Annotated in this window: 20 protein-coding genes and 3 pseudogenes; 18 read left to right on the top strand and 5 right to left on the bottom strand. The window is 58.0% G+C overall.

Annotated elements, in window-relative coordinates:
• Nucleotides 1-206: 206 nt before the first annotated feature.
• On the top strand, nt 207-728 hold the full coding sequence (locus GOX53_RS07205) for a GNAT family N-acetyltransferase (RefSeq protein WP_171174872.1): 522 nt from the start codon (nt 207-209) through the stop codon (nt 726-728).
• Nucleotides 729-945: 217 nt separating this feature from the next.
• Here the strand turns inward: GOX53_RS07205 and GOX53_RS07210 are convergent, their stop codons facing one another.
• From GOX53_RS07210 to GOX53_RS07220, 3 genes are all read right to left on the bottom strand, one after another.
• Nucleotides 946-1,359 (bottom strand): VOC family protein, encoded by a 414-nt coding sequence (locus tag GOX53_RS07210; protein ID WP_171174874.1) that lies wholly within the window; start codon nt 1,357-1,359, stop codon nt 946-948.
• 74 nt (nt 1,360-1,433) lie between these two features.
• Nucleotides 1,434-2,237: a helix-turn-helix domain-containing protein gene (locus tag GOX53_RS07215; RefSeq protein WP_171174876.1), complete on the bottom strand. Its 804-nt coding sequence runs from the start codon at nt 2,235-2,237 to the stop codon at nt 1,434-1,436.
• Nucleotides 2,238-2,353: 116 nt separating this feature from the next.
• The gene (locus tag GOX53_RS07220) at nt 2,354-2,740 is read right to left on the bottom strand and encodes a metallopeptidase family protein (RefSeq protein ID WP_171174878.1); all 387 of its coding nucleotides are present in this window, start codon (nt 2,738-2,740) and stop codon (nt 2,354-2,356) included.
• Nucleotides 2,741-3,078: 338 nt separating this feature from the next.
• Here GOX53_RS07220 and GOX53_RS07225 point away from each other — a divergent pair.
• Both GOX53_RS07225 and GOX53_RS29765 read left to right on the top strand, forming a co-directional pair.
• Nucleotides 3,079-3,384: pseudogene (locus GOX53_RS07225) on the top strand (IS110 family transposase); the annotation flags it as partial.
• Nucleotides 3,385-4,362: 978 nt separating this feature from the next.
• A pseudogene (locus tag GOX53_RS29765) lies at nt 4,363-4,727 on the top strand (integrase); the annotation flags it as partial.
• A 389-nt stretch (nt 4,728-5,116) separates the two neighbouring features.
• On the opposite strand, the gene GOX53_RS07230 reads toward GOX53_RS29765, so the two are convergent.
• Complete coding sequence (locus GOX53_RS07230) at nt 5,117-5,656, bottom strand: Lrp/AsnC family transcriptional regulator (RefSeq protein WP_254446498.1); 540 nt, start codon at nt 5,654-5,656, stop codon at nt 5,117-5,119.
• 442 nt (nt 5,657-6,098) lie between these two features.
• On the opposite strand from GOX53_RS07230, the gene GOX53_RS07235 reads away from it, so the two are divergent.
• The 12 genes and pseudogenes from GOX53_RS07235 (at nt 6,099) to GOX53_RS07290 (ending at nt 17,531) form a co-directional block, all read left to right on the top strand.
• Nucleotides 6,099-7,190 carry an aromatic ring-hydroxylating dioxygenase subunit alpha gene (locus tag GOX53_RS07235; protein ID WP_171174879.1) on the top strand — a complete coding sequence of 364 codons (1,092 nt, stop codon included), beginning with the start codon at nt 6,099-6,101 and terminating at the stop codon, nt 7,188-7,190.
• Between the two features lie 18 nt (nt 7,191-7,208).
• Nucleotides 7,209-7,646: a lactoylglutathione lyase gene (gene gloA, locus GOX53_RS07240; RefSeq protein WP_171174882.1), complete on the top strand. Its 438-nt coding sequence runs from the start codon at nt 7,209-7,211 to the stop codon at nt 7,644-7,646.
• A gap of 90 nt (nt 7,647-7,736) precedes the next feature.
• Nucleotides 7,737-7,928: pseudogene (locus tag GOX53_RS30275) on the top strand (cupin domain-containing protein); the annotation flags it as partial.
• A gap of 277 nt (nt 7,929-8,205) precedes the next feature.
• The gene (locus GOX53_RS07250) at nt 8,206-9,645 is read left to right on the top strand and encodes a glutamine synthetase family protein (RefSeq protein ID WP_171174886.1); all 1,440 of its coding nucleotides are present in this window, start codon (nt 8,206-8,208) and stop codon (nt 9,643-9,645) included.
• A 13-nt stretch (nt 9,646-9,658) separates the two neighbouring features.
• Nucleotides 9,659-10,504 (top strand): ABC transporter permease, encoded by an 846-nt coding sequence (locus tag GOX53_RS07255; RefSeq protein WP_371810265.1) that lies wholly within the window; start codon nt 9,659-9,661, stop codon nt 10,502-10,504.
• 68 nt (nt 10,505-10,572) lie between these two features.
• The gene (locus GOX53_RS07260) at nt 10,573-11,628 is read left to right on the top strand and encodes an ABC transporter substrate-binding protein (RefSeq protein ID WP_171174890.1); all 1,056 of its coding nucleotides are present in this window, start codon (nt 10,573-10,575) and stop codon (nt 11,626-11,628) included.
• A gap of 25 nt (nt 11,629-11,653) precedes the next feature.
• Nucleotides 11,654-12,454, top strand: coding sequence for an ABC transporter ATP-binding protein (locus GOX53_RS07265; RefSeq protein ID WP_171174892.1), 801 nt, complete (start codon nt 11,654-11,656; stop codon nt 12,452-12,454).
• Between the two features lie 12 nt (nt 12,455-12,466).
• Nucleotides 12,467-13,483 carry an alpha/beta fold hydrolase gene (locus GOX53_RS07270; protein ID WP_171174894.1) on the top strand — a complete coding sequence of 339 codons (1,017 nt, stop codon included), beginning with the start codon at nt 12,467-12,469 and terminating at the stop codon, nt 13,481-13,483.
• A 707-nt stretch (nt 13,484-14,190) separates the two neighbouring features.
• Complete coding sequence (locus tag GOX53_RS07275) at nt 14,191-14,661, top strand: SRPBCC family protein (RefSeq protein ID WP_171174896.1); 471 nt, start codon at nt 14,191-14,193, stop codon at nt 14,659-14,661.
• A 15-nt stretch (nt 14,662-14,676) separates the two neighbouring features.
• On the top strand, nt 14,677-15,378 hold the full coding sequence (locus GOX53_RS07280; RefSeq protein WP_171174898.1) for a DNA alkylation repair protein: 702 nt from the start codon (nt 14,677-14,679) through the stop codon (nt 15,376-15,378).
• Nucleotides 15,379-15,967: 589 nt separating this feature from the next.
• The gene (locus tag GOX53_RS07285; RefSeq protein WP_171174900.1) at nt 15,968-16,345 is read left to right on the top strand and encodes a nuclear transport factor 2 family protein; all 378 of its coding nucleotides are present in this window, start codon (nt 15,968-15,970) and stop codon (nt 16,343-16,345) included.
• 463 nt (nt 16,346-16,808) lie between these two features.
• Nucleotides 16,809-17,531 (top strand): hypothetical protein, encoded by a 723-nt coding sequence (locus GOX53_RS07290; RefSeq protein ID WP_171174902.1) that lies wholly within the window; start codon nt 16,809-16,811, stop codon nt 17,529-17,531.
• A gap of 24 nt (nt 17,532-17,555) precedes the next feature.
• On the opposite strand, the gene GOX53_RS07295 is transcribed toward GOX53_RS07290, so the two are convergent.
• Nucleotides 17,556-18,194: a hypothetical protein gene (locus tag GOX53_RS07295; RefSeq protein WP_171174904.1), complete on the bottom strand. Its 639-nt coding sequence runs from the start codon at nt 18,192-18,194 to the stop codon at nt 17,556-17,558.
• 62 nt (nt 18,195-18,256) lie between these two features.
• Here GOX53_RS07295 and GOX53_RS07300 point away from each other — a divergent pair, with 62 nt between their 5' ends.
• From GOX53_RS07300 to GOX53_RS07310, 3 genes are all read left to right on the top strand, one after another.
• Nucleotides 18,257-18,463, top strand: coding sequence for a hypothetical protein (locus GOX53_RS07300; protein WP_171174906.1), 207 nt, complete (start codon nt 18,257-18,259; stop codon nt 18,461-18,463).
• Nucleotides 18,460-18,726, top strand: a complete 267-nt coding sequence (locus tag GOX53_RS07305; protein ID WP_171174908.1) for a hypothetical protein — start codon at nt 18,460-18,462, stop codon at nt 18,724-18,726. Before GOX53_RS07300 ends, GOX53_RS07305 begins: the two co-directional genes overlap by 4 nt.
• 380 nt (nt 18,727-19,106) lie before the next feature.
• Nucleotides 19,107-20,291 carry a site-specific integrase gene (locus tag GOX53_RS07310; RefSeq protein WP_171174910.1) on the top strand — a complete coding sequence of 395 codons (1,185 nt, stop codon included), beginning with the start codon at nt 19,107-19,109 and terminating at the stop codon, nt 20,289-20,291.
• Nucleotides 20,292-20,338 lie beyond the last annotated feature (47 nt).

Genomic DNA, 20,338 nt, shown 5'->3' on the forward strand with positions numbered 1-20,338 from the left:
GTCCGCCATCGCACTCGCAGCAACCGTCATCTACTGGTTATGAATCCTGACCCTAGAGCTGACGTTTCTGCTCCTCGCAGCATCTAGGCTCATGAAATGTCAACAATGCACAATCGAATTAGTAATTAACCTCTAGACCGAAGTCAGCGCACTAAACTAGCCGTCACGGAACAGGAAAGCTAAGAGGTCGGAAAACGGAGCCCACTTTGGAACAACCTTTGACGTCTGCACCAAATCTTGAAACGGAACGTTTGATATTGCGCGGCCCAGAAAAAAGCGACCTAACCGAGTTCACATCCTTCATGACACGTTCACCGAGAATGAGGGCGCAAGGGGAAACGGTTAGCGAAGCCCAAGCTTGGTTTGGTTTTTTGACCGGTATCGGCCATTGGCAGTGGCATGGGTTCGGATTTTTTACCTTGGCGTTGCATGGGGATAGCACCCCTCTTGGTCGGGTGGGGCTGCTCAAGCACTCCAACTGGCCACAAGTGGAGTTGGCTTGGCATCTTTTTGATGCGGCTGAGGGCAATGGCTACGCAACAGAAGCCGCCTATGCTGTTCGCAATTGGGCGCATCAATGCCATGGTTTGACTCAGCTGGTCAGCTACATTCATCACGAAAACCGTCGTTCACAGGCAGTTGCGAAACGTCTTGGTGCAGAGACTGATGGCACTCGCGCTGCCCATGAACCAGAAGCGGAGGTTTGGCTTCACCCTGCAGCAGGATGATTGCCGACGCAGTGACAACTGCTAGGCCCACCAGTCGTTAATAGGGCAGCCATGGGCTAGCCGCCGATTTCCGTGTAGAGGCTGGGCGCAGTTGCCGGATGACTGTTCAATGTGGACTTTGCGGACGTCCGACATTGACTGTTCAAGGTCCGTTCCGGGACCGATTAGACTAGTTTCGTTCTGACCGAAACAGCCTCGAATGGTCATGGTGCTGCGCTCATTTGTCGGTAGTCCAGGGATCATAGGTGCCGAAGTTCCACAATTGCCCTTCTGGATCGCGGCAGCTGAACACACGCCCCCCATAGTCTTCATCTTTGGGCTCCATCGTGATCTCGGCACCTGCAGCACGCGCTTTTTCGCAGACGTAGTCGACGTCATCGACAACAATGTAAGGGCTTTGCGAGATGCCGCCGAGGGAGCGAGCGGTAGTCTGAAATGCGCCAAACGCGTCATCGCGCGCACTACCGAGCATGATCATCGCGTTGCCAAGCGTCAGTTGTGCATGTGCGATGCCGTCGTGGCCGTCATCGACGACCAAGTGTCGGTCAAAACCGAAAGCACCACACAACCATTCGATCATCCTAGGAGCATCTTCATAACGAATTGTGGGAATGATATTGGAACCTTTCATGGGCGCTCTCCGAACTTCTTTTGTCAGAAGCATGCCTTAGGGCGTTGGCCTTGAATTGAAGATTTCGGAACTGGTCACAAGTGTAGCCTGGGTTCCGATGGCCGCACACTCCTCGCCCAGGTCGTTGGCAGCTCTCCTGCGAATTCGTGAAAGGCTCGGATCAGGTGCGCTTGGTCTGAATACCCTGCAGCCGCCGCGATATCGGCCCAATCGGCATTGTCAGAGCAAAGGGCAAACGTCCGCGCACGCTGAAAGCGGAGCATGCGCGCCGCTGTGACAGGACGTATGCCGGTTTCCTGCCGAAACCGCGTCCTGAGATGTCGTGTGCTCCACCCGATGGCGGCAGCGGTATCCGACACCGTGTTTCCCTGCGCCAGCAAGCGCCATGATTTTTGAATGTGGATTGAGGCCGCATGACCGAACCTGGGCGCGAGAAACCGCTCGATCAGTTCAAACCGTACCTGCCAGTCTGTAACCCCGTGAAGTTGGTCGTGGATCGCGTCGTACTCTCCTTCGAACCGATCAACTGCTCTTAAATCAACGACCTGCGCAGCAAGCTCGGCGGCGGCGCCTCCGAACAACCGCGAAGCGCCCAGCGGTGTCAAATCGACCTGCAACAGTTCGGCTCCCGCATCGCAGGATACAGCCACCGGGCCAGCGAAAAGACCAGCGGTGAAGCTGGAGTTGCGGTTGACATCGCCGTCGCGTCCGAGCCGGATATCCCATGGTGGGCCAAGATTGAACACGATCGGAAAGACGAGCTCGGCGGTTTCCAGAAACCAACTTGGTTTCGTCTTTGATGAATAGCCCGAAATTCGGGCAATCAGCCCACCGACTGCTCGAGAGGGTGGACGAGAAAGAAATACCGGACCGGCCATGGGACCAGCATAGCAGGTCACGCAAGCGTACTTCCACATTGCGGACGTTCGACGGTGGCGCCGAATTGATCAACAAAGGCTCAAACTGCCAGCTCGCCCGGGCAAAGAACAACCGCTCAAGTCCACCATTGGTCGATGGCCGCTATCTCCTCGTCAGTCCATCCGAAATGATGGGCGAATTCATGAATAATAACATGCGCGATCAACTCGTTGAGCTCGACATTGCCGCGATCGCGCCACTCCGCCATGATCGGCTGTCGGAAGAGCCAGACAACATCCGGAGGCGGCGCCATGTCGAGAACCGATTTCTCGGTCATAGGAGTTCCTTCGTAGAGCCCCGTCAGCTCGTGTGGATCCGCGACGCCAAGATCGTCCAGCATGGTGGGCGCAGGCCACTCGGCGACGCGCAGAACGACGTTTTCTGCAGCGGGCCGGAAAGCCCTCGGCAAGGAAGCGACAGTGGCGTGAGCGATCTTTTCGAAGTGAGCAAGGTCGTTGTGCATGCACAGTATGTGGTTTCTTGGAACGGAGTATTGAACCGCAAAGCCGGAGCGAGGCAGATCTTGCGCCTGGCGCGAACCAAGGCTTCGGCCCATAAGAGACGTTCACCACTGTCTCCAGCGCCGCAGTGCGGCTTCCCCAGACCGGCCATTCGCTGCTCGCGCAAAATATGGAGCCAGCCGAAATCACAGATTGCTACCCAGGCTTGCCCTTGACCACTGTCGGCTTTCGCTGCGGTGCGGCCCGTAATTCCTGATGGGTTGGATGGCTCCTGCTCCAACCGGCGTTGCGATGCGCCATAGTGCAGGTGTCTAAGTCTGCTTTTGAGAGGAGCCACCCCATGCAGGTTGCCACCATCGGCGTGGATCTGGCCAAGAACGTTTTTCAGATCCATGCAATTGCCGAGGATTATGTCGTCGTCTTCAATCGCCCGCTTCGACGTGCGCAAGCACTGCCGTTCTTCGCCTCGCTGAAGCCGCGCCTCATTGGCATGGAGTCTTGCAGTAGCGCCCATCACTGGGCTCGCGAACTGACCACCCTGGGCCACGACGTGCGTCTGATCCCGCCAATGTACGTGAAGCCATACGTCAAGCGAGGGAAGTCTGATGCCATCGATGCAGAAGCGATATGCGAAGCGGTGATGCGGGAGCTTGAGCACGAAATCGGCATCGTCAGCTACTACGCAGGTGCAGAGATGGACCCGCTTGCCCGCGTGCAGAGCATTCCGGAACTACAAGTGACCGAGGCCTGGATGTTCAGCAGGTATCTGAAGACCGTCATCGACATCCGGACGGGCCTGATCACGATGACGGTCCGCGCCCGAACCGCGCAGGATGCGACCCGGTTTTCCGAAGCGATCCTTGTCAGGACCGAGGCCCATGTGAACGATCTGGCCGAGGCGCTGTTTTCCGAGCAAATCTCGCAGGAAGAAAGAACCGTGGCTCAAACGCGGGAGAACCTAGAGCGTGCCCGGCTGTCGCTCATCAAGGTGCAGATCGCCAGCGGAGAAGCCAACCCGCGTGCCCGGATCGAGGGGATCTATGGCGCCATTGCCAGCCTGGAACGGGATCTGCTGGATCTCGAGGCCGGGAATGCCCGCAACATCATCGCTGGTCATTCCGAGACGAATTCGGAGATGCGAAAGCCGCGCGAGCAGGAGGCGCCGCTCAAAGCCCGCATCGACACCCAACGCACGCGTCTGATCGATGACAGCGCGGGTCCTTCGTTGAACGAGCGTCTTGTGGATTATGACTCGGCGCTGGTTCAGGTCGAACTGGCCGAACGATCCTGGGCCGCCGCACTTTTAACACTGGAAGAGGCCCGGTACGCTGCAGCGCTGGGTGCGGCCCGATTTCAGGTTGTGGTCCCTCCTCAAACAGCCGGGATCGCAACTTTTCCGCGCCGGGTGGAAGTCACCGCACTCGCGCTGTTTTTATCCGCCATCTTCCTGGCAGGGCTGCGTGTGTTTTTTGGTACGGCCGGTACGCTTAAATGCGACAAGGTGACTATCGCCGATGAGATTGAATTCCGAGGTGCACTGAGGCGACGCAGCATCCTGTGATATTGCCCCTCGGCAACGTCGGGTTGTCTTTGTGGGAGGGCATGGCGGATCGGAGGATCAGTCATGGAAACACCAAACCTACCTGCCGTTCGCGCGCTTCGCCCAGCTTGGAACAAGATACATATCGTCGGTCAGAAGCGGCCGCTAAAACCTAAGCATGTCTGGGCGATCCGAGTTCGACTGGAACTAGCCGAGACCACCGTGATCTCGCGTTGTTCAACATGGCAATCGACAGCAAGTTACGCGGCCGTGATCTGGTAAAGATGAAAATCGCCGACGTAACGGCCTCTGGTCAGATTAAAGAACGGGCGTCAGTCTTGCAGAGCAAGACGCAGAAACCTGTGCGTTTCGAGATATCTGAAGGAACGCGTGCCTCCGTCGCGAAGTGGATTGAAGACGAACTCATGATCGGATCAGAATACCTGTGGCTCGAGGTCTGTTGCAAAGTTCAGTCCATTTGCGTTCGGGCAGATTACGTTGTGATCACTCTGATGCCGTTGCGAATACCCACATAAGGATTGCGGGCGAAGATTTTGGTTCCGGAGTTTTTCAACAGACTCTGTGCACCGCAGTCGCTGCCGCTTTGGAATTGCTGCGTGACGCATAAATGTCCGCAATGCGAAAGCTGCATCGCGGCGTCAAATCGGATGGTCACCCGCCTTCTTGTGGCTGGTGTGGGCTTTCACACCCTGATCCATCTATGTAAATCCAGCCCTTTGCCCGGTTTCACGCCGTTCAGCAAACTGGTGGCAGTGGTTTTGGGGTAGACTTTTAACGCATGCGCTCGCAGGTGGGGAAAAGACTTTGTCTGCGGGTATCAAGAGTCAGCGGCTCTACCGTTTTCCTTCCAGTTCTGTTTGAGCAGGAACTGGTTTTTGAAGTTTTTGAGGCCGGGCATGACATCGGCGTTGGCGATGTCGTCGCGGGTGTGGATTTCGCGCTCCAGAAACCCTTTCAGCGCGTCATCATCGTCGCTGACAAGCTCGATGATCAGATCGTAGCGCCCCGCGACCCAGAGGATGAATACCACGCGCGGGTCGTTCTCCAGCCGCGCGGCAACCTGCCGGGGCGAGACGCCCGAGGCTACGTTGATGCCGATCATGGCGTCGGTAGTGTATTCCGTGGCCACTGGATCGGACATAGCCACGATCCGTAGCATGTTGTTCTGGCGCAAACCGTTCACGCGGTTGCGGATGGTTCCTTCGGAGACATCCAGCCGCTGCGCGATCTCGGAAAACGCCATCCGCCCGTCCATCTGCAACAGCCGGATGATCTGCTGGTTCAGATCGTCCCCCGGTGAGCGGATGCCTTGATGCGTGCGTTTTGCCCGTGTTGGTGAGTTCTGCCGATCCGCCATTTGTCCCTGGTTCGATTTCCGATTCCGCAGTTCACGATAGGGTATGGGTCCGGAATCCACAATTGGACTGTCAAAGCTATGTAGAGCGAGGACTTCGGATCGTGGCCGATTCTGCCCCGTTGTTGCGAGTCTCGGCAAATTTTGTAGATGCAGCCATGCGGAATTCGAAGGATTCTGCAATGAGCTGCGAAAAAGTTCTGATAATCCGGGTGTTTCCGAAAGATGTCACGATTTACGCAATAACTCTTGCGATATCGTGCGATTTTCGTAACATCTTTGGTGAGTATTGACGAAACGGCAATCAGGAAATCTGCACGTCGCTCAACTCCACTGGTGCGCTGACCGCACCCCAAACAGGGCGGCCCGCCGAGGACGGGTCTGAGAGGATGTTAACGCGCATGGGGAAGCGTGTTGCGCGCCCAGGCGTGGTGGGAGAACAAGCATGAGCGCTGTCATGGACAGAACCAAGATATGTGACGGGCCGAAACACGGCCTGACGGCCGAAGCCTATTGCAGCGAGGAGATCTGGCTGCGCGAATGCCAGACCGTGCTGGCAAAGAACTGGGTGTTCATCGGCTTCGCGCATCAAATCTCCAATCCGGGCGATACGCACCCGGTGACCTGCGCGGGTCAGCCGCTGCTGACACTGCGCGGCGCCGATGGCGGCATTCAGGTGTTTCACAATGTGTGCCTGCATCGCTGCCTGACGCTGGTCGACAAGCCCAAGAATGTCGGCAAGCTGATCCGCTGCCCCTATCACGCCTGGGCCTATGATCTAGAGGGGCGCCTGCGGGCAGCACCGCATTTCGCGGGCACCGGCAAGCAGGAATTCGACGGGTTCGAGCTGAAGGAGCACCGTCTCAAACCGGTGCGGACCCATGTCTGGCACGACTGGATCTTCGTCAATCTCGACGGTACCGCGCCCGCGTTCGAGGAGTATGCCGCGCCGCTGATCGCCCGGCTCGAGGGGATGAATTTCGACAAGGTCGAGTCGATCGGGATGCTCGATTTCGGCGAGATCGACACCAATTGGAAACTGATCATGGAGAACTTCATTGAGCCCTACCATGTTCAGTTCGTCCATTCCTCGACCACCGATCAGCCGCTGGCGGATCACTATACGATCACCGATGGCAACTGCATCGGCAGCGCGGTGGACCTGAAACAGGAAATCGGAACCTCGGGCAGTCTGGGCGTCAGCTCGCGTTACCTGACGCTCTATCCCAACTTCATTCTGGGCCGCTATTTCCCCGATCAATTGGGGGTGTATCTGAATATCCCTACGGGCCCCGGCAAGATGCAGCAATACCGCGCGCTCTATACCACCGAAGGGCAGACGCTGACCGACGAGGAGGTCGAGGCGCTGAAACAGCTCTGGTGGGATGTGCACAAGGAAGACCATGAGATGGTCGAGCGCATGTATGAGGGGCGCAAATCTCCCGTCGCCGCCGATGGTGGCCTGTTGTCACCGGCGTGGGAGGACAGCGTCCGCGCCTTTCAGGACCTCATCGAACAGGATCTGGCAAGTGTTTGAACGGAAGGAACAAGACAAATGAGTGAACCCATTTCCAACGGGTTTCGCCTGGCCCATACGATGATGCGGGTCATGGACATGGAAAAGTCACTGGAATTCTACTGTGGAATTCTGGGAATGCAGGTGCTGCGCCGCACGGACTATCCCGAAGGCAAGTTCACCAACACTTTCATCGGCTATGGCCCCGAGGCCGAGTCTCCGACTTTGGAGCTGACCGCCAACTGGGATCAGGAAGAGCCTTACGAAAAAGGCAATGGCTGGGGTCATATCTGTATCGAGACGCCGGATGTCTACAAGGCCTGCGAACAGCTCGCCGCTGCCGGGGTGAACATCACCCGCCCGCCGGGGCCGATGAAGAACGGCACAAGGGTGATCGCCTTCTGCGAGGACCCGGACGGCTACAAGGTCGAACTGAACGAATCCATCCTGAAACACCTGGCCAGCGAAGGGGCATAACCCATGGGCGATCAACCGCAGCTTTTCAAGTTCGACCTGGTCCAGGAACGCTACGACGCCATGGACGACAGCGACACTTACATCAAACCGATGGTCACCAGTGAATTCAGCAAGTCCATGTGCGGCGGCATCAATGTGCTGAACAACATCAAGGTGCCGTGGGACCTGACCTGTGACGAGATCATCTATTGTCTGGAGGGCACCTTCCGCTTGGTTTGCGATGGCGAAAGCTACATCTGCAACCGCGGTGATGTGCTCTTTGTCCCCAAGGACAATCACATCTCATATGAGGCGGACGGGAAATGCGTGATCTTCTACGCCGCCTATCCCCACAACTGGAAACAACTGGCCGGTATCACCGAAGTCCCGGGCATCGACCCCGCGGATTTCGTCCCCGGCTGAAACAGAGAGGTTTCCCGCAACCGGGCGCCGGATCCCGTGACCGGCGCTTGGTCCTGAACTGAACGACACGACGCGCGGCCCGTTCGCGCGATGCACCGCTGACCGGCCCCGGGCAGCGAACGATAGTTGATTGCCTATCCACTGGGAGGACACAGAAATGCTCAAGACCAATCCCGAAGGAAAGATCTATTACGAGAGCTTCGAGGATGCGGTGGAACGCAACCGCCCCCGCATCCCTGAACTGCGCGAACGGCTCGAGGCGGCGGGCGTCAAATACGTCATGGCCGCCTGGATCGACCTGCACGGCGTCCCCAAGACTAAACCGGTTCCGATGAGTGATCTTGAGGAACTGTGCCTGGGCAAGGGCCCGCAATTCGCCGTGCATTCGATCTCGTTCGTGCCCGAGCTCAGCCCCGCCGACAGCGATCAGGTCGTGGTGCCTGATCTCGACGCGGTCTACATCTGCCCGTGGGATACCTCGCTGGCGATGATCTTCTCGGATCTGTATTGGGAGGACGCACCCTACAACGTCTGCCCGCGTCAGGCGCTGAAACGCGCGATGCATGAGGCGGCGCAAGAGGGTTATACCGGATATGCGGGAGTCGAGCCCGAATTCATCGTCATGAAATATGACGAGGCCGGACAGCCGGTGAAGGCCTTTGACGACGACCCGGCGGACGGCATGCGCCCGCGGCGGCAGGCCTTTGGCTATGACGTCGAATACTCGATCGACTCGATGCCCTTCCTTAAGGATATGATCGACATCATCGAAGCGCTGGGCTGGAACCTGCATGACGTGGTGGCCGAAGGCGCCTATTCGCAGTTCGAGCTGGATTTTCATTATACCAACATGCTGGAAATGTCCGACCGCCTTGCGTTCCTGCGCATCGTGCTGAAGGAAGTCGCCAAGAAACACGGCATGTTCGTGACCTTCATGCCCAAGCCCACCGTGGGCGACTGGCGGTCTGGCGCGCATATCAACATGTCGATGCAGCATGATAGCCGCCCGGGCGAGAACATCTTCAAGACCGAGGATGGCGACTGGAGCGAGGAGTCCCGCTTTGCCGTCGGCGGCCTGATGAAACATGCCGAGGCGATTACCGCGATCACCTGTCCGACCGTGAACTCCTACAACGGGCTGGTGCCGCGTGTGGGCGGGTTCGAGGGAGGTACCGTCACTTGGGCGCCCACCAATATCACCTACGGCTACAACAACCGCTCGGCCCAGTTTCGTCTGCCGCAGAGCCGTCACTGCATCGAAAACCGCGCCTGCGACATGACGATGAACGTATATCTGGCCATGGCGATGCACCTGATCTGCGCGGTCGAGGGTATCCGGCAAAAGATCGACCCCGGCAAGCCCACCGATTTCGACCTCTATGCCAAGACCGAGACCGAGCTGACCGAACTGGGCATCCGCCGCCTGCCGCGCACGCTGTTCAACGCCATCGAGGCACTGCGCAACGACGACATGGCCGAGCGGGTGATGGGGCCGGTGATGCGCAAATCCTACCTCGAATACAAGAATGACGAGTGGGAACGCTATCACCAGTCGGTCACCGATTGGGAGGTGCAGGAATATCTGCGGCTCTACTGATGTGGAGCGGGACGTGACCCAGGTCGTTCAGGACAGCCCTTTGGCCCGCCCCGGGCCCGCCCGGCGGACAAGACGGATTTTCGAGTTCAAATCGGATATCCCGGCCTCGTGGCGTATCGCTTTGGGCGTTCTGGTCTGGGTCTTGTTCTTCGGACTTTGGCAATTGGCCGTCTGGTCCGGCTGGATGACCGAGATCCTGCTGCCAGGACCCGGCAAGGTGCTGGGCGCGCTCTATACGCTCTTTGCCGAAAACGGGTTCCTCGGCGATGTGGCGATCAGTGTCGGGCGTGTGATGCTCAGCTTTGCTCTGGCCTGCGCGGTGGCAGTACCGCTGGGTATCCTGATGGGCTCGTTCCGGGTGGTCGAGGCGTTCTTCAGCCCATTCGTGTCGGCTTGGCGCTACCTGCCCGCACCGTCCTTCATCCCGCTTTTGCTGATGTGGTTCGGGGCAGGGGACGCGCAAAAGCTGGCGCTGTTGTTCATCGGGGTGATCTGGTTCCTGATCACACTGATTGCCGACCACACCAAGTCGGTACCGCAGGACCTGATCCGCACCTCGGTGACGCTGGGCGGATCGCGCTGGCAGGTGCTGCGCACGGTGATCGTACCCGCCGCGCTGCCCAATATCGTCGTGGCGATGCGGCAGATGCTGGCTGTTAGCTGGACCTATCTGGTCATTGCCGAGATCACCGCCGCCGATGCCGGGATCGGCGCCATGATGATGCGCGCCAAGCGGTTCCTGCACGTGGATCAGATCATGGCGGGCATTCTGGTAATCGGCGCGCTGGGGTTGCTGTTCGACTTCCTGCTGCGCGCTCTGCATCGGGCCGCATTCCAATATCTCGAAGACTATTCCTGAATGAGGGGAAAGAGGCAGGCAACACAGGCGCAAACATTCGGGCAGATCGCAAGGGAGGTATCGCGACGATGACCAAGACATTACTGAAAGCAGCCGCAGGCTGCACGACCGCATTAATTCTGGCTGGCACCGCCGTGGCGGTTCAGGCCGCCGAAGACGTCAGGATCGCGGGCTTCACCTGGCCGGGATACGGGTTCTGGCACATCGCCATCGAAAAGGGCCTCGCCCCCGATCTGAACATCGACTACCAGACCATCGAGGACCCCTATGAAAGCTTCAATCTGGTGGCTGCGGGCCAGCTGGACGTGGTTTCTTCCACGGCTGAATTCACGCCCGTGGGGGTCGAGCGCGGCCTGCCGGTCAAGCTGGTCGCCTTTGGCAACCTGTCCTACGGCACCGACAAGATTGTAGCTGGTCCGGGAATTGAGACTGCCGCCGATCTTGCGGGCAAAGAGGTCGCAGTGCTCGAAGGCGGACTGGCGCAGATCTATGTGGCAATGTGGCTCGAGCAGAATGGCCAGCCCTTCGACTCGGTCACCTACCGCAACATCATCGCCGACGATGCCTTCGCCGCGATGATCGGTGGTGGCGTGGCGGCCTCGGAATTCTGGGAGCCTTACGGCACCAACACGCTCAGGGCGCTGGAAGGGTCGAGCGTGCTGGCCCAATCGAAAGAGCCGTTCTGGCTGAAACACGGGGTGATCGCCGATGGCCACTACATGAGCGACGCGCTGATCAACGACCGTCGCGACGTGGCGCTGCTGACGATGAAAGCGATGTATGATGCCATCGCCTGGTGGAAGCAGAACCCGGGCGAGGGCAATCAGATCATCGCCGATGGTATGGGCATGAGCCTTGCGGATGTCGAGCTTGTTATCGGTAAGGACGGCACCGGTCTGGACGGCGGGCTCTATGTTTACGACTTCATGGAGGCGGCGCAGTTCTGCGGCTCGGCCCCCGGCAATCCGCCCTTCGAACAGGCCAACGGCCAGATGCGCGATCACTGGAACCTGGTCAGCGACTGGTGGGTGAAGTTCAACTTGATCGAAAAGGTGGCGCCGCCCGAAACCGGGGTCGATTGCAGCCTGCACAAGGATCTTTACGACAGCGGGTATCGCGGCTGAGTGGACAGGCAGGAAGGGGCGCATCATGCAGACCGACACCATACTGACCGTCCAGAATGTCGGTAAGACATTCCCCACACGCGGCGGTGCGGTTGAGGCCCTGCGCGATGTGTCCTTTTCCGTCACGCGCAACGAGTTGTGCGTGCTGCTGGGCCCGTCGGGCTGCGGCAAGTCCACGCTTTTGAACATCGTGGCGGGGCTCGAGGCGCCCAGCACTGGGCATCTGAGCCTTGAGGGCCAGCCCATCCACGGCCCCGCCCGCGAACGCGGCATGGTGTTTCAGAGCTATACCTCGTTTCCCTGGCTGACAGTGCTGCAGAATGTCGAATACGGCATGAAGCTCAACGGCGTTCCCAAGGGTGAGCGCCGCGAACGGGCGCTGCACTATATCGAGCTCGTGCATCTGGGGAAATTCCGGGATGCCTACCCCAAGACCCTGTCAGGCGGCATGAAACAGCGCGTGGCCATCGCCCGTACACTCGCCAATGCACCCGAGATACTGTTGATGGATGAACCCTATGGCGCGCTCGATGCCGAAACCCGCTGGCACATGCAGGAAATGCTGCTGGAGATCGTCCGCACGACCCACACCACCATCCTGCTCGTGACCCATGACATTCAGGAGGCGATCTTTCTGGCTGACCGGATCGTGTTTTTGTCAGCCCATCCCGGGCAGCTGAAGACCATCCTCGATCTGGGTTTCAAGACAGGCAGGCAGATCAGGAGCAAGGAAGAGCTGGTTCAACTCGAAGGCTATCCCGAGTGCGAGCGGGAAATCATGCGTCTGATGCGGGGCGAAGCCAGCCCGGATGACACTATACATTGAGTTGGGAAAGACATGACCGACGCATTTGAGATTTTCGAACTGGGCGATGTGGCGCTGCTGTCGGGTGAAACGCTGCGGGACGCGAAACTCGCCTACAAGACCTACGGCACACTGTCGCCCGCCCGCGACAATGTGGTCGTGCTGCCCACCTTCTACACCGGCACCAATACACGGAACGAAGGCTTCTTCGGTCCCGGTCGTGCCATCGACCCGGCGCGGCATTTCATCGTCAGCCCCAACCTGTTCGGCAATGGACGGTCCTCCTCTCCCAGCAACAGCGCGCCGCCGCAGGACGGGCCGCGTTTTCCGCTGGTGCAGATGTGGGACAACATCGCCGCCCAACATCGGCTGATCCACGACCATCTGGGCATCGAGAAGATCGCTTTGGTGGCGGGCTGGTCGATGGCCGGGTGCCAGTCCTATCAATGGGCGGCGCAGTATCCAGACATGGTTCAGGCGATCCTGCCGTTTTGCGCCTCGGCCCGGACCTCGCCGCACAATTTCGTCTTTCTCGAAGGGGTCAAGGCCGCGCTCTGTGCCGATCAGGCGTGGAAAGGCGGCGACTATGACGCGCCACCGGCGGCCGGACTTGCCGCCTTTGGCCGGGTCTATGCGGGCTGGGCGTTTTCCCAGACCTTCTATCGCAACGGGCTGTTCCGTCAACTCGGCTTCCAGACAATCGAGGACCTGCTGCAGGATTGGGAGCGCGATCATGTCGAGGGCTGGGACGCCAACAACCTTCTGGCCAAGCTCGCGACATGGCAGGCGGGCGATATCTCGGCCGGGCCGCTCTACAACGGCGATTTCGAGGCCGCACTGGGCGCGATCAAGGCTCGCGCCATCCTGATGCCCTGCACGCAGGATCTCTATTTCCCGCCTGAGGACAACGAGATCGAAGCCCGCCACATGCCAAACGCCATCTTCCGTCCTTATGATTCTCCTTGGGGTCACTGCGCGGCCAACCCAGGTAACGACCCGGGCTTCACCGCGCAACTGGACGCCAATATTGAAGAATTGCTAACGGAATAGCATGGAATGCTCCATCTGAAACGGACCGCCGTTATGTTTTTGAAGCGGAGGACGGAGAATGGCGAACAGGCGATATGAGCCAAAGGAATTAGTTCAGGAGTTGCAGCAAGTTGACGTGCTTGTCGGACAGGGGATGATGCGAGTGGATGCAACCCGCGAGGTTCGTGTTACCGAGTGGACGAATTACTGTTGATGCAAGGAGTGTGGCGGGATCTTTGGTTTTGCTTTTGCCTTGTTTGAGTCGGTCTGAAGAGTTTCAACGTCTTTGCCCTTCGATCCCTTCTTGAGTAATGTCGCCATCAGTGATCCCTAGCTCACTTTCTCAAATACTGTGCCTACGGACGATGCAGGCATCCTCGAACACGTTAGGGTAAATCCGATACCGAGAAAGCCGAAACTTGAAGCAAACTGGTCGAAGCCAAACAACTTGGGCCGTTTGGGAATATCACAGATCCCATCCCCTTTTTTAACGCAACGTCTGCTACGATGCAGCGAGCGGGGTCTGTGACGCCAGATGCGTGGATTCAACTTTGGGGCTCGGTGACCGTTGCCTACTTGAACCATAAATTCACTCAGTTCGCCCTCCTGAGTGCCTTCAAGTGCTGCTAGGTATGCCTGCACCGGAGCATCACCATCACTCTAAGGGATGCAAATTACAGGCGGCTTGATGGTGTGCTTGCCGAACTCGTCGAAAAGGAAAGCAATGAATGAAGCCCCTTGAGATGATCAGTCCAACTGACACGACTATCAAGATTATCCGCAGTTTCGACGCCCCGGGGCGCCTCGTGTGGCGCGCCTATACAGAGCCCGATCTTGTGAAGCGCTGGTTGACCGGTCCTGCGGGTCACACGATGCCGGAATGTAACATTGATCTACGAGTGGGCGGCGCCTATCGCTACGTCTGGGAGTGGCCGGAAGGTTGCATGAGCGCCAGCGGTATCTACCAAGAAATCGAGCATGATCACCGCATCGTCTGCACCGAGGCCTTCGACTTTGCGCCTGACAGCGAAACGCTTGTTGAACAGACCTTTGAAGAACTTGAGGGGCGAACGACTGTTACGATGCTCCTTCACTACGACAGTAAGGGCACACATGATGCTGTGCTGCAGACCCCAATGGATAAGGGCCTCGAGGCGAGCTATTCCAATCTCGACGCGCTGCTGCCCGAGATGGCTTAAGGCGGTTTAACTGGGATGAATTCAGGTGATGTCATTGCAGCATTGGAAGAAGTGGCAGATCCCACCAAGATCGAGTATGTCGCTAAGTTCTTCCGGGGAGATGATCCGGATACCCAGGTCATGGGCGTTCCGATGCCGAAGGTCTTTCCAATCGCCAAGATGTTCACCGCGCTGGCACTTTCGGAAATTGACGCGCTGTTGGACGACCCTCGCTACGAAGTGCGCATGGCAGCGGTCTCTGTAATGGATTTCCAGGCCCGCAGGAAGCGGTTGTCGGGCGAAGACCGCAAAGCCCTGTTCGACCTCTACCTTCGCCGCCACGACCGATTGAACAATTGGGATTTCGTTGATCGCGCGGCACCAAATGTCATTGGTGAGTACCTGCTGGACAAAGGCCGGTCAGTGCTCGACCGCATGGCGCGATCAGAGAACCCGCATGAACGGCGCACTGCATTGGTCAGCACATTTGCGTTCATCCGACGTGGGGATGTGTCGGATACGTTTCGCATCGCCGGGCTGCTGGCGGACGACGAAGATACCTATGTTCAGAAAGCCATTGGGTCGTGGACAAGGGAAGCTGGAAAGAAAGATCCAGCCGCTTTGATCGCATTCCTCAACGAATACAAGGAGCGGTTGTCGAGAGCCACGATTACCGCTGCCTCCAAGCATCTCACATCGAAACAGAAAGAAGCACTGGGATTGAAAGCCAAAAGATAGCGCCATGCCGAAAGTTGAAATCGCCGCAATCGCCTCACAAATGGGATGCCATAAAGTAGGTGACGGTTGCTGCAATTGCTGTGAATGGCAGCTAACTCGGCTATGGCTGCTGCTGGTGTAGCTTTCAGCGTAGGTCCAGAAGCTCATTCCCCTGCATTCCGCTGCCTACAGCACGAATGGCGTCAATGGATGTCGCATGCCTGGTGCCGCTAGCTCGGCCGTCAGTTGATCGGGTTGAATACGATCGCAGGTAAGTTCGTGAGCATCCCCGAACGCAAACAAAACAGGTGCTGCCCGTTTTGGGTTCTCCGTGAGGTGGGAGCGGAGGCAAGCACGTTTTCAGCTTCTACCTGCAACGAAGACCATCTGGCCGATAAACTGGATATATTCGTGAGTGGCTTTCCCACGATGGAAAAGGCTCGCACCGCAGCAGGGAACACAGGGCTCAAAGCGGTGTTCATCATTGATCAAGCTGCCGGACGCCTGCACGTGATTTGGACCTTGACCTGTTGCTAAGCGCTCTGATCCTGATCAAGTTGTGTGCTAGGAAATCGTGCCAAGATCATCTGCAAGGTTTAGGAGGACATGTATGGAAGATCTAGTCAAACTTGGGCGGGAATTCGTTGAGGCGATGCGGCATCGTCAAGGCTTTTCAAATGTCGACGAAATCTACGCCGAAAACGCGGAGTCGGTCGAAGCGGTTGTGCCACCTGGGCGCGATGTGCGGATCGCCAAGGGCCGGGTTGCCATCAGGGGGAAACGTGAGGATTGGGCGGCAACGCACGAGATTCACACGCTCAACGCGGACGGACCTTACATCCACCCGCCCAACCGGTTCGGAGTGCGCTTCGAAGCCGAGGTGACTCAGAAGGCCACCGGTCAGCAGATGACCTTGCGCGAGTTAGCACTTTATACGATCGACAATGGCAAGATCATCCGCGAGGAGTTCTTCATGTTTCCCAGATAGGCGGAGCGTTTGGCAATACCTTCAGTCCCTCGCCGACAGCCTCTTCGACAATTCACAAGCAGTACAGCGAACGGCAGCATCCGAGACACCTGGCGCTGACCGTGAAGCTTTCGGCCTGAGCGTTGTCGCGCCGGTTTCCCCGGCGGATCATTGATCCGACAAAGCAAGGCTGTTGGAAGAACGCGTCGGTGCCGGGCCACGGCGTACTGGGCGTCCCTGTCCGCGTGAAAGACACGGTCGAACAAGGGACTATGCGCCACGATGGCGGCATTCAGAGCAGCCTTCGTGAGACGGAATCGGCATTGCGCCCCAGACCTAGAGTGCACCTCTGGGGCAAAAACGGCCCTAGATCGGGCGGTTGTCACTGGATGCGCGTAACGAAGCGGGGTTCACGCCAGACATTTGCGCCGAGTTGATCAAGGCGGAAAGTGATCTCAAGCCACAGGTCGATGTGACGCCCGACATGGACGACGAGCAGAGCCTCAAGGCGGCTCAGGCCTACGACCGCCACTGGTGGCAATACGAAAGTGTCTGGCGCCGCCTTCGCGATTGCCTGGAAGCCCGGTCTTTGAACCGCATTCGGGTTTCGAAGGACAAAAAGAAGCTGCTGACCAACTGGGCATCCATCGTCAGCGCGATCCCGGTTGATGAGGATGACCGAGTGAAGGTGCAGACGGTCCTCATGTCGGCGACAATGGACAGGACCATGATCGAACAATTCTTCCATGTGGATGAATGGGTCGAGATCGACGTGCAGAAGCACAATAACTCAGTTGTTCGGCAGGCGAATACATCTGGCTCGAAAGCCGCGCTGCTCTACGGCACCGGCGACCGGGAGGAGGAATATGGCGAAACCAACGCCATGAAGAAGGCCGCAGCCGAAAAACTCCGAGCGGATGTTGCGCGGATCGTGGGCGATGAGAACCTATTTACATTCAAAGGCGTTGCGGAACTCGGTGACACAGTGACGGGCTGGTTCAACGGCGTTGAAGGCGTCGATGAATGGCGCGGGCAGGATGCGTTCATTCTGGATCGTCCGCTGCCCATGCCTTGTGCGGTGGAGGATATTGCTCGCGCGATTTGGCAGAACGGCGAGCCGGTTAAGGCAGAAGGCCTCGTTGCCGCTGGCCATCCATTGCGTATCATTCGCGAGACTGACTTTAAGGAACTGGTCGCGCTGTCCTGAAGGGCCGTTTGAACGGACAGGGCGTCAGCGGCGGGGCGAGAGAATGATCCGCGTGGGCGAGTTTTTGTGCTGACTGCCGGAGAACTCTTCTTCCCTAGGCGGTCGATCCGGCTCTGCCTTCCGCGCCTTCTGGCCCTTTCGATACCACTCTATGACGGTATCGACTTGGACCGTGGGATCGTTCCCCATGTATTCCTCGATATACCGAACAGCGCCTGCCTTACGCCCATCGACCAGTGGCCCACCCGGACGATCCGGGTCAATCCACGCGCTAATGATCGCATGGACTGATTCTTGATGATGCTCGGGCCATTGTTCACCGACAATGCCAAGGGCTGCGTGTGCGGAAGCAGGCGATAAACTGCCGTGCGGGCGAATATCTGACGTGATCGAGCCTGCGACGCCTCGAAGGTAGTTGGCGGCCCATCTGGGAAGTGGGCGATCTGGGTTGTGTCGGGCGAGGTAGTCCCATGCCCTAAACGCAAGCTCCCGCTCATATCGCTTTTTGCCCTTCGCATCCGTGGTGTCCGGCGCGCGCCATGTGTCGCCTGCATGCATCGGTCTTTCGGCTGGCAGATCATCGAACTTGTGGGGCTCGAACTGGTTAGGTTCGCGCCCCGGTGATCCCGTATCGGCAATTCCATTTTTGTGAGACCTATCCATCAAGCCATCATCAATGAGGAAGGTGGCGATTGAATGGCAACAGACAGCAAAGGTACTACGCCATGACAGACCAAACTGTGCTCATGGCAGATGAGCGAGCTTTGCGCGAGATGGAACTCGTGAAGAAGATCATCGACCGTCACCACGATGCGCGGTGGCCGCTCGGCTATCACCACGAGGAGATGGATGGCGTCGTCTATCACTTCGCCAATGGCCGCTATGCCGAACGCGCCGAGCAGATGGCTCTCGACGAAGGAGTCGCGGCATGAACGTACTGGAAAAACTCCCGACCCGACCCGTCAAAATGCTCGTTCCGCAGTCAGAACTTGAAACCATGCTGGAACGTGAGATCGCCCAGCGGTGTCATCGGAAAGTGACCAAGCGCCTCGCACTTCAACTCGCGCAGGCCGTCCTTCAAGATGACCATGATGGGATGTTCTTCGCAGAGAAACTGGCCGAGCGCCTTCAGGTGCGTCTGTGGAAAGAAGTGGCGTTGAAGGAAATCTACATCGAAAGGCCCGCCAAAAGGTAGCCAACAAAATCAACATCGTAACCGGTCGGTCTCAAGGATCGACCGCTTACGTTGCAGCGAATGATTTGTTGCAAAGTTGTTGCAGAGGAACCCAAAACGACGAAGGCCGCTCGACTGAGCGGCCTTCCAACGTCTTGATCTCTTTTGAGATTAGTGGTGAGCCGTGCAGGATTCGAACCTGCGACCCACTGATTAAAAGAACGGCCAGTGCGCTTTCTCTGCATTTCGCCAGATTTCGCCACACTGACAAAAATGAAGCGAAAACAATTATTTACGTTGACCGGCCTTGCGCCAAGACTTCATGAATAACGCCAGAATTCGCCGCCATTTGCTTCCGTATAGCTTCCGGAAGCAGGCCGGAAGCAAGGAGTGTTCTGGATATGTTCAAACTGACCAAACGCGCTGTTGAGGGGCTGGCCATCGAGGCCAAGGAGTATCTGGTATGGGACCGGGACATGCGCGGATTTGGGCTGCGGGTCTATCCCTCTGGCAAGAAGACCTACCTGATCCAATATCGGGTTGGGCGGCGGACGCGGCGCATTACCATTGGCCAGCATGGCGTCCTGACCGCCGAGGAAGCACGGACGCGCGCAAAGCAGCTCTTGGGCGACGTGGCGCGTGGCGCGGACCCCTCTGCCGAGAAACAAGCCAAGATGCGCGCGCCGACCGTGGCAGGGCTCTGTGACCGGTTCCTGGAAGAATATGTTGATCAACATTGCAAGCCGACGACGGCCCGTGACTATCACAGCATCATTCGCCGCTTTATCCGGCCCCGGCTCGGCCCGCTGCCGATTGCCGAAGTCACACGCGCCGATGTGGTGGCGTTTCACCACGCTCTGCGTGAGACACCATATCAGGCCAACCGTGCCGCCAGCATGCTGTCAAAGCTGTTCAATCTGGCCGAAGATTGGGGGCTGCGCCAAGCTGGCTCTAACCCGGCCCGCCGGATCAAGAAATTCCGCGAGGAAGAAAAGAAACGCTACCTCTCGGACGAGGAACAGGTGCAGCTTGGTGAAGTGCTGGCAGAGGCACTGGAAGAAGGCACGGAGAGCGTCTACGCAGTTTCGACGGTCCTGCTGCTGATCTACACGGGATGCCGCCTCAGTGAGATTCTGACACTCCGCTGGGATTATGTAACCGCACATCATCTGGAACTGCCGGACAGCAAAACCGGGCGGCGGCGCATTCCGCTGCCTAGGGAAGCCTATGACATTTTGATGGAGTTACCCCGGCAACCGAAAAACCCCTACGTAATATTAGGGGAGTCGGAGGATGGCCCTTTGATCAATTTGCAGAAACCGTGGCGGCGCATTCGTGGCGCGGCAGGACTAGACGACGTGCGCCTTCACGACCTGCGGCACACCTATGCTTCGGTTGCGATGAAAGACGGGATAGACCCGTTCACCCTCAAGGAAATCATGGGCCACAAAAATCTGACGACAACCCTGCGCTACGCGCATCTTGCCGATGATGCGGTTCAGCGAGCAGCAGGCTCGGTCGCAAGCCGCTTGGCCCGGGCCGTTCGCAAGGATGTGCGTGCTGCTCCCCTAAGGGTTGTTCGGTAACGTTACATTACATAGGGACCGAGTGAAGATTTGACCGCCCTACGTAT

This window comes from Ruegeria sp. HKCCD8929 (assembly GCF_013031405.1).
GTDB lineage: Bacteria > Pseudomonadota > Alphaproteobacteria > Rhodobacterales > Rhodobacteraceae > Ruegeria.

Bases quoted from the DNA above. Each gene is read 5' to 3' on its own strand.
- GOX53_RS07210 (WP_171174874.1), bottom strand. From the start codon at position 1,359: ATGAAAGGTTCCAATATCATTCCCACAATTCGTTATGAAGATGCTCCT.
- GOX53_RS07215 (WP_171174876.1), bottom strand. From the start codon at position 2,237: ATGGCCGGTCCGGTATTTCTTTCTCGTCCACCCTCTCGAGCAGTCGGT.
- GOX53_RS07220 (WP_171174878.1), bottom strand. From the start codon at position 2,740: ATGCACAACGACCTTGCTCACTTCGAAAAGATCGCTCACGCCACTGTC.
- GOX53_RS07230 (WP_254446498.1), bottom strand. From the start codon at position 5,656: ATGGCGGATCGGCAGAACTCACCAACACGGGCAAAACGCACGCATCAA.
- GOX53_RS07235 (WP_171174879.1), top strand. From the start codon at position 6,099: ATGAGCGCTGTCATGGACAGAACCAAGATATGTGACGGGCCGAAACAC.
- gloA (WP_171174882.1), top strand. From the start codon at position 7,209: ATGAGTGAACCCATTTCCAACGGGTTTCGCCTGGCCCATACGATGATG.
- GOX53_RS07250 (WP_171174886.1), top strand. From the start codon at position 8,206: ATGCTCAAGACCAATCCCGAAGGAAAGATCTATTACGAGAGCTTCGAG.
- GOX53_RS07260 (WP_171174890.1), top strand. From the start codon at position 10,573: ATGACCAAGACATTACTGAAAGCAGCCGCAGGCTGCACGACCGCATTA.
- GOX53_RS07265 (WP_171174892.1), top strand. From the start codon at position 11,654: ATGCAGACCGACACCATACTGACCGTCCAGAATGTCGGTAAGACATTC.
- GOX53_RS07270 (WP_171174894.1), top strand. From the start codon at position 12,467: ATGACCGACGCATTTGAGATTTTCGAACTGGGCGATGTGGCGCTGCTG.
- GOX53_RS07275 (WP_171174896.1), top strand. From the start codon at position 14,191: ATGAAGCCCCTTGAGATGATCAGTCCAACTGACACGACTATCAAGATT.
- GOX53_RS07280 (WP_171174898.1), top strand. From the start codon at position 14,677: ATGAATTCAGGTGATGTCATTGCAGCATTGGAAGAAGTGGCAGATCCC.
- GOX53_RS07285 (WP_171174900.1), top strand. From the start codon at position 15,968: ATGGAAGATCTAGTCAAACTTGGGCGGGAATTCGTTGAGGCGATGCGG.
- GOX53_RS07290 (WP_171174902.1), top strand. From the start codon at position 16,809: ATGGACGACGAGCAGAGCCTCAAGGCGGCTCAGGCCTACGACCGCCAC.
- GOX53_RS07295 (WP_171174904.1), bottom strand. From the start codon at position 18,194: ATGGATAGGTCTCACAAAAATGGAATTGCCGATACGGGATCACCGGGG.
- GOX53_RS07300 (WP_171174906.1), top strand. From the start codon at position 18,257: ATGACAGACCAAACTGTGCTCATGGCAGATGAGCGAGCTTTGCGCGAG.
- GOX53_RS07305 (WP_171174908.1), top strand. From the start codon at position 18,460: ATGAACGTACTGGAAAAACTCCCGACCCGACCCGTCAAAATGCTCGTT.
- GOX53_RS07310 (WP_171174910.1), top strand. From the start codon at position 19,107: ATGTTCAAACTGACCAAACGCGCTGTTGAGGGGCTGGCCATCGAGGCC.